Origin of the sequence: Sphingobacterium sp. T2 (assembly GCF_000814685.1) — a bacterium.
Lineage (GTDB): Bacteria > Bacteroidota > Bacteroidia > Sphingobacteriales > Sphingobacteriaceae > Sphingobacterium > Sphingobacterium thermophilum.
Genome location: NZ_JXAC01000152.1, coordinates 1 through 7,930, shown reverse-complemented (window position 1 = coordinate 7,930; position 7,930 = coordinate 1). Strand labels below are relative to the sequence as shown.

Sequence of the window (7,930 nt, the reverse complement as noted above, 5' to 3'; positions counted from 1 at the left end):
TCATTATAATTCGACTTTTATTTATTTGTTCTTTAATGTTCGATATAATTATGTCAAAGTAAAAGAACTAWCTAATATTAAATAAAGAACAAGATCCTTCAAAAATCTAAGACGTATACGCTTATCAAATCCTTGAAGACAATTTTGTAAGAGCCCAGCATTGTCCTTGTAGGTATAGCTGACCGAGGGTATATCTTCGCGCAGCGCCTTCAAAAGATATTAAAAGACATCGCTCCGGACAAAGAAATAGAATTGATAAAGGTGACTATCCAGAAAAACAAAAGAAGTCTGGAAGCTACTACAGACATTCCGGTAGAGTCTGCTGCAAATAAAGCTATCGTCATCATCGACGATGTACTGAACAGCGGACGTACCTTAGCCTACGGATTGGGCGCTTTTATCAATGTGCCGTTGAAAAAGATGCGTACAGCCGTATTGGTAGATCGCAGCCACCATCAGTTCCCTATATTCAGTGATTTCTACGGATTGAAGCTTTCTACCATCCTCAAAGAACATGTGGAGGTCTGTCTCGAAGAGTTCGACAAGCAAGAAGATAGCGTTTGGCTATCTTAAGATATAGTTTATTTCTACTAATCATATAAAATAAGAAAGGATTAAGTAAAACTTAATCCTTTCTTATTTTTAATCTCATTCCCGGCTTTATAAGATTACCTTTTAGGCCATTGTCCTTTTTTATTTTTTCTTACTGTGATGCCATCATATTTGCGGGCTATCTTATCCAGGGAGTCTCCTTTCTTTACTGTATAATAGGCTGTCCTACTTTTAGGTGCTGATGTTTTATTTCTGGATGAGGTATTTTTTGCTAAGGTTGTACTAACAGGCTTGAAGACCACAAGCTGCCTTCCGGCGATGATACTTTTGTTTGAAAGATTGTTCCAAGCTTTCAGGTCCTGTACGGTAACACCAAATTTACGTGCTATAGAAGTCAGTGTCTCCCCTTTTTTGACGCGGTATGTCTTTCTTGCTTCCGCTACCATGACTTCCTCTTCTTCGCGATACTCTAGTGTCAAGGAGGAAGGAGCATTCAATGCCAGATAAAGAAGGCTGTCATTTACATTTGGTGTGACAGGCAAGAATAGACGTTTTGGTTTCTCTACAGATCCAGGCACTACAGACTTTTTATAGGCAGGATTGTAATGTTTAAGTTGCTTCAAGTCCATGTTTATGGCTTTGGCAATATGTCGTAAGTCCACCACTTTATCTACCATCACCATCTTGGCCGTATAGTCTAGCTCGGTCTCCGCAGGCTCAATAGCATAATAGGCGGCATTGCTCAACACATAGGTCATAGCAATATACTTAGGAATATAGTTTTGAGTTTCCTGTGGTAAATAGGGAGCTACGTCCCAAAACGTGGGACTCTCCGGCCCTGTACGGGCAAGGGCACGCTGCATCGCCCCGCGGCCACAGTTATAAGATGCCAAAGCCAACGTCCAGTCGTTGAACATGTCATAGGCCTCTTTCAGATATTTGGAGACAGCATACGTTGCCGTATAAATATCCTTACGCTCGTCGATATGGGCATTCATATCCAAATCATAGAGACGAGCCGTGGTATAAATAAACTGCCAAGGACCTACAGCACCGGACCGCGAAACGAGATGAGGATCCAAAGAAGATTCTACCAAAGAAAGATATTTCACCTCATCCGGAATCTGCATATCCTTAAAAACCTTTTCATACACAGCAAAATAATGCTTACTTAGCCCTAACAGACGACTCATATAAGGTCTGTAATTTGCAGAAGTATATTTGTCTATAAAATATTTCACCTTCTCGTTGTATGTCAACGGAATAGTCTTGGATGTAGCCTGCATCCTTTCTATAAGCTCACGCTCTTCCTCATTCCATGCTGACAGCGTATCTTTTGGAGATATCGACGAAGGTGTATTTTTACTTTCTGCTAAAGGCTTAGAAGTAAAGGCATGCAAATGGTTTGAAAAAAGAAAGGTTAAAAGTGCTGTACAATAAAAAAGTTTCATATTGTGCTAGTTTTGGTCACTAGTTGGCAATACTCAGCCGAACCGGCATAAAAAAGTAAAGATTACATCGACAGCAATGTAATCTTTACTGAAAGTTCTTATTGGTTATTATTTGTGTTATTCTGTTCGTTCGAACGATTTGACGTATCCTCACGCTGCCCCTCTTTGAACTCTCTCACGCCTCTACCCAAACCACGCATTAACTCAGGAATCTTTTTTCCTCCAAACAACAATAGGACTAATATTACAATAACTATAATTTCTTGCGTTCCTATGAATAATAAATTAGATGTATGCATTTGCTTATTTCTTAATGAATTCTAATAGTTCAATACTCTCTTTACAAATATATGTAATAAATTTTATAATCAAATGTAACTATCTTGCTAACCAAGAAGATGGATTGACAGCCGTCATACCTTGCATCACACCGAAATACACTACCGGCGCTTCGAATTCCGAGTCAAAGCCTACCACACCGAGCTGTTGTCCCCTATTCACCTTCTGTCCTCTATGAACAGACAAGGATGACAAGTTAGAATAGAAGGTAAAATATTCACCGTGCTTTATCACCACTGTTCCTGCTACAGCCTGCACCACCTCTCCGGAAAATACGGCCTTCACGCTTGCGCCTGTAGAGGTACGGATGGCTATCTCTTCAGACAAACTTTGCACGCCTTCGATACTGTAAGGGCCGAAATTACGAACGATGTTACCCTGTGCTACAGGCCATGGCAACCTGCCTCGATTAGATTTGAAGTCAGCTGAAAGTCTGGCCGCCTCCGGCGTAGAACGCAAGATTTCGCTATCCGATTTCTTTGGTGTAGCTTTTTCTATCTCGGCCACTGTCTTTCCGGTACGCTTAGCTTCAGCTTCGGCTTTACGCTTGCGTTCCAGTTCGGCCTTGCGACGTTCCTCAGCGATTTCACGTGCCACAGCCGCCTTAATCAAAGCTTGGATACGCTTTCTTTCCTGCTGCTTCTGCGATAACTGCCCCTGGAAGGTACGTTCCTGCTTCACGATGGTATTGAGCTGCGACTGATGTGCTGCCCTATCCTTGCGAATGATGTCCCGTTCGCGCTCCTGGTCTGCCAACAATAGACGTTGTGCCTTCCTATCTGCTTCCATCTGCGCAATCTTCAATTCTATTTCCTTTTTTACTTTTTCGATTTCAGCCACTTTCACCTTACGGGCATCGCTAAACTGCTGTAAATATTTAATACGTTTAAACGCTTGATTGAAGTCTTTGGAAGCAAAGATGAACATCAGCTTATTGTAGCCATTCCTATTTCTGAAGGCGAAAAGGATCATCTTCTCATAATCCTTACGCATCTTCTCTAACTCGGACTTCAAGTTTTCTACTTCCGTAGTGTTCTTTCGAATCTGCGCTGATAGGTTGTTAAGCTCTCTGTTTATTACGACGATTTTTTCTTCACGAAGACGAAGTTGCTTGCTCAACGCGTTAATTTCACGTTGGGACAACATTTTTTCCTTAGTTTTGGCGGCTAACTCTTTATTTAGTAATGCTATTTCAGCATTAATCTTTTCTAATTGTTTCTTTAATTGAGTACTACTTTGACCAAATGATATTTGGCTACATCCAATTAAAAAGACTATGCTTAATACTATTTTTTTCAAACACATGAAATGAATCCGGCTTTACAGCTTTATTTTTTAGACTTCCAAAAATAATGATAACTAACTGGTTTGCCTAATAAAAAATATATTTTAACAGTGAAGCTAACGGATTACCTTATACTTAGCAGGCACCGTAAAAGGCATCTCCACCTCCTGATTAAACTCTATCTTGTTGTAGTCCAACACCACAGTAATGGACGTCTCCGCTGCATGGAGCTTAATATTTTGCCGTTGTGGATATTCATATCCTGTAACACTATTGAAGGAGCTATAGAACACCTCCAGTTTGTCACTGGAACCCACTGGCAATAGCCTGAATACCTTTGGCCGAGAACTGCCGCTGAGACTACCADCACTGAAAGGAAATATCATCTTTGACTCCTACCAGCTGTGTCTCATCTTCAGCCTTGGCCACAGTAAGCTGGTCGGTCCGCAACAATTCGTTTGTCACATTCGACATAAGCATATTCTGCAAAATATTGAATGTAATGCCCTCTCCTGTATAGCGATGTATATAGGAAAATGGTTTGACGATATATTCACCTTGAAGCTATTCATAATCTTAATAGAATCCGGTGTGATAAGGACACGCACGGCCTCTATATTGAGGAATGACGCGGTAACCGAAATCCATATCGCCTTACTGCGGTTGATACGCACATTCAGCGTAGCATCCTGCCTCTCCTTCCCGAATTCCACAGCAGCCTTGGCTCGTCCCGAGAAAGTATGGAAGTCCAGGTTGTTGATAACGATACCCGACACTACATTTTCAGACGAAGGTGAGGTAGTGATATTGGGCATCTGCACTACTTTTTTGGTCTTACAACCCGCAAGCAGAAACACCACACACATACCATATATAATTTTATTCCACATATTTTTTTCCTACTAATTTTTGTTTTGATTTTATCAATATTAGCGGCATTCTCTTCAGCATTGACCATATGAATTTCTAAAGCCTTTTGCCATTGTTTTAGTGCCTCTTTCTCTTTCCCTAATTTAATAAGAATGTCTCCATAATGGTCAAAGAGAACCGCCGAGTTGGTTTCCATCTTTACGGCCTTTTCAATCCATGACAAAGCTTCTCTGAATTTCCCCTGCTGAAACAACACCCACGCGTAGGTATCCATCAGCGTTGCAGAATTGGGTTCCAGATCGTTAGACAGTTTAGAAAATCTCTCGGCACGGTGCAGATCTTTCTTTCGCTGCGCCAAGTAATAAGCGTAATTGTTCAGAGCACCTACATTCGTACTATCCAAGGCTATAGCCTCCTCGTAAGCCACATCCGAAAGATCCTTTTCATTAAGCTGATGATACACGTCACCCAAGGTGCCATATATCATCGAACGAAGGTAACTATTCTCATTTTCGGAAAAGTTAAGTGCTGTCTCCAATACCTCTCTCCCTTTTTGCCAATCGCTTTTGGCAATATGTGCCAATGCCGAAAAGTACAGCAGCTGAGAATTGTTAGGGTTGTGGCGCAACGCCTCTTGGCTGTGCTTGACACCTTCATCCGGCTGATTTAGAGCCAAATCCGTATTGATAAGGAGACGCCATGCATCAACATAACGAACATTCGAGTTGACAACCTTTAAAAATATGGTTCTGGCATCTTCTACATCCCCCTTACCGCCAAAACAGCTCTCCACGTATAACCTGAGCAGCCAACATGTCTGGGTGATTCAACACTAACACATCAGCAAGCTGGATAAGCTTAGTGTCCGATAGAACTTTTTCATTGTACACCAGATTGGCTAATACCCTATATTTGTCGTCAAAGCTTGTGGTCATCGCCGTAAAGCCTTCTTTAAGTGCGGCAAACATAGGTTCTGTCTTTCCTTGATCTTTGTACAGGTCTGCCAGATCAAGATACAGACTCTTATCGTTGGTAATCTTTATACCCTGCTCTATAGTAGAGATAGCTTCCTTCTGTTTTCCTTCTCTATTGTGGATATAACTTAAATAAGCATAGATATCGGCAATTTTGGTTTTACCATTCAAAGGCTGTAGTAAAGTTTTGGCCTTAGCATGCTCGTTCTTATTCAGATATATTTCTGCCATCACCAGATCCAAAGTGTCGGAATGTTGTGTTTTGGCCATGGCCTGATAGTGAGCTTCAGCCTTATCCAGCTGATTGTTCTGAGTATATAGAAGCAACAATTCTCTATCCAATCCCTCCGCCTTAGGATAAAAATTTTTCAGATTCTTGACCAACAGGATAGCCTCCTCAAACATGCCTTGCCTTTTATATATATCCATAAGCAAGTTGGAGAATGCCAGATTAGACTTTTCAAGCTCGTACGCTTTCCTAGCGTTGGCAATAGCTTCCTCCATATTGCCGGACTGACCATACAAAAGGCCTTTGGCATAGAATACTTCTGCCGCCTGCGGATAATCTTTTGTAATCTGTTCTAAAATATCGAGTCCTTCACGTAAATTTCCGTTACGCAAAAAAGACTCTACCTGTTGCAACTTATCTTTATAAGGTGGTTCCTTAGATTCCTGAGCAAAAGACCAAACAGCTCCTAAGAGAAAGAAAACTACTACCAAAAACTTCTTAATCCCCATAATATGTATTTACTTTATATAACTGGACACCGTCACTAAGGTAACAATATCCCCTCTACTTCAAAGGAACAAAATACGTTTCAAAAGTTTAAATCGAAAACGTTTAAAAAAAGTTAAAAAAATAATTTGAAATTTATGCTTTACAATTGAAAAGAAAATTACTACCTTTGCAATCCGATTGTAGTGATTACAATTGATTTTCAAACATTAATTAATTAAATAAAAGCAAGTGAATACGTTAAGTTACAAAACTGTCTCAGCCAATAAGAACACCGTTAACAAGGAGTGGATCGTTGTTGACGCTGAGGGCGAGATCTTGGGACGCTTGGCAAGCCAAATTGCAAAAGTAATTCGTGGTAAACATAAGCCAACATTTACCCCACACGTAGACTGCGGAGATAACGTAATCGTTATTAATGCAGACAAAGTTAAGTTGACAGGGAACAAACTAAGCGACAAAGTTTATGTTCGCTACACAGGCTACCCAGGTGGTCAAAGATTTGTTTCTCCTAAAGAGTTATTGGCAAAACATCCAGAACGCCTTATCGAGAAAGCCGTTCGTGGTATGTTACCTAAAAATCGTTTAGGTCGTAAATTATTCAAAAACCTTTATGTTTATGCTGGTACAGAGCACAAACATGAGGCACAAAATCCAAAACCAGTTAAATTTTAAGGAGAGCAAGCATGTCAACAACTAACACTTCAGGAAGAAGAAAAACTGCTGTTGCTCGTATTTTCTTAGGAGCTGGCAGCGGAAACATTACCGTAAACGGTAAAGATTACAAAGAATATTTTCCAACATTGCCATTGCAATACATCGTTACGCAATCATTAAGCGTAGTGGAGTCATTGTCAAATTTTGATGTTGGAGTTAACGTTCAAGGTGGTGGAATTAAGGGACAAGCAGAAGCTGTGCGTTTAGCTATCGCTAAAGCATTGGTAGAGCTTAACCCTGAAAACAAACCAGCGTTGCGCGCTAAAGGATTGCTTACACGCGACGACCGTATGGTTGAACGTAAAAAACCAGGACGTCGTAAAGCACGTAGAAGATTCCAATTCAGTAAACGTTAATCAAAGGAGGAACACAAAATGGCAAGAACAACTTATCAAGAATTATTGGATGCGGGTGTTCACTTTGGTCACCTTACTCGTAAGTGGGATCCGAAAATGGCTAAGTACATTTTCATGGAACGCAACGGTATCCACATCATCGACTTGAACAAAACTCTTACGAAATTAGAAGAAGCTGCTTCAGCTATCAAACAAATCGTAAAATCAGGTCGCAAAGTATTATTTGTAGCTACTAAAAAACAAGCGAAAGAAATACATCTCACAACAAGCTAAGGCTGTGAACATGCCTTACGTTACAGAGCGTTGGTTAGGTGGTATGCTTACGAACTTCGCAACAGTACGTAAGTCTATCAAGAAAATGTCCAACATCGACAAGATGCAAAAAGATGGTACTTTCGACGTACTTTCTAAGAAAGAAAAATTGATGATTCAACGTGAGCGTGTTAAGTTAGAAACCTTATTAGGTGGTATCGCTGACTTAAACCGTCTTCCAGCTGCTTTATTCATCGTGGATGTGAAAAAAGAACACATCGCTGTGTCTGAAGCACTTAAGTTGAACATCCCTACTTTCGCGATGGTAGATACAAACTCTGACCCGACTAACATCGACTTCCCAAATCCCTGCTAACGACGACGCGACAAATCTATCG

10 protein-coding genes and 1 pseudogene are annotated in these 7,930 nt (G+C 40.6%); 4 read left to right on the top strand and 7 right to left on the bottom strand.

The genetic code is table 11. The annotated features are described in order from the left end of the window. The first annotated feature begins 159 nt into the window (after window positions 1-159). Window positions 160-573 (top strand): phosphoribosyltransferase family protein, encoded by a 414-nt coding sequence (locus SD31_RS10200; RefSeq protein WP_316929848.1) that lies wholly within the window; start codon window positions 160-162, stop codon window positions 571-573. Between the two features lie 95 nt (window positions 574-668). Here the strand turns inward: SD31_RS10200 and SD31_RS10195 are convergent, their stop codons facing one another. From SD31_RS10195 to SD31_RS15400, 7 genes are all read right to left on the bottom strand, one after another. Beyond that, window positions 669-2,003 (bottom strand): lytic transglycosylase domain-containing protein, encoded by a 1,335-nt coding sequence (locus SD31_RS10195; protein WP_082021917.1) that lies wholly within the window; start codon window positions 2,001-2,003, stop codon window positions 669-671. A gap of 98 nt (window positions 2,004-2,101) precedes the next feature. Next, window positions 2,102-2,302, bottom strand: coding sequence for a twin-arginine translocase TatA/TatE family subunit (locus tag SD31_RS10190; protein ID WP_039054045.1), 201 nt, complete (start codon window positions 2,300-2,302; stop codon window positions 2,102-2,104). A 79-nt stretch (window positions 2,303-2,381) separates the two neighbouring features. Next, window positions 2,382-3,461, bottom strand: coding sequence for a murein hydrolase activator EnvC family protein (locus SD31_RS10185; RefSeq protein ID WP_231561441.1), 1,080 nt, complete (start codon window positions 3,459-3,461; stop codon window positions 2,382-2,384). Between the two features lie 282 nt (window positions 3,462-3,743). Continuing rightward, window positions 3,744-3,944, bottom strand: a complete 201-nt coding sequence (locus tag SD31_RS15415) for a DUF4292 domain-containing protein (protein ID WP_052258954.1) — start codon at window positions 3,942-3,944, stop codon at window positions 3,744-3,746. A gap of 144 nt (window positions 3,945-4,088) precedes the next feature. Further along, on the bottom strand, window positions 4,089-4,442 hold the full coding sequence (locus SD31_RS15410) for a DUF4292 domain-containing protein (RefSeq protein ID WP_197053659.1): 354 nt from the start codon (window positions 4,440-4,442) through the stop codon (window positions 4,089-4,091). Between the two features lie 5 nt (window positions 4,443-4,447). Then, window positions 4,448-5,290 carry a tetratricopeptide repeat protein gene (locus SD31_RS15405; protein ID WP_052258952.1) on the bottom strand — a complete coding sequence of 281 codons (843 nt, stop codon included), beginning with the start codon at window positions 5,288-5,290 and terminating at the stop codon, window positions 4,448-4,450. Further along, window positions 5,268-6,209 (bottom strand): tetratricopeptide repeat protein, encoded by a 942-nt coding sequence (locus tag SD31_RS15400; protein WP_052258951.1) that lies wholly within the window; start codon window positions 6,207-6,209, stop codon window positions 5,268-5,270. The genes SD31_RS15405 and SD31_RS15400 overlap by 23 nt, the downstream gene beginning before the upstream one ends. A gap of 229 nt (window positions 6,210-6,438) precedes the next feature. Between SD31_RS15400 and rplM the strand changes: the two genes are divergently transcribed. The 3 genes and pseudogenes from rplM to rpsB form a co-directional block, all read left to right on the top strand. After that, window positions 6,439-6,882 (top strand): 50S ribosomal protein L13, encoded by a 444-nt coding sequence (rplM, locus tag SD31_RS10170; protein WP_039054043.1) that lies wholly within the window; start codon window positions 6,439-6,441, stop codon window positions 6,880-6,882. Window positions 6,883-6,893: 11 nt separating this feature from the next. Then, window positions 6,894-7,280: a 30S ribosomal protein S9 gene (rpsI, locus tag SD31_RS10165; protein ID WP_039054042.1), complete on the top strand. Its 387-nt coding sequence runs from the start codon at window positions 6,894-6,896 to the stop codon at window positions 7,278-7,280. An 18-nt stretch (window positions 7,281-7,298) separates the two neighbouring features. Next, window positions 7,299-7,930: pseudogene (rpsB, locus tag SD31_RS10160) on the top strand (30S ribosomal protein S2); the annotation flags it as partial.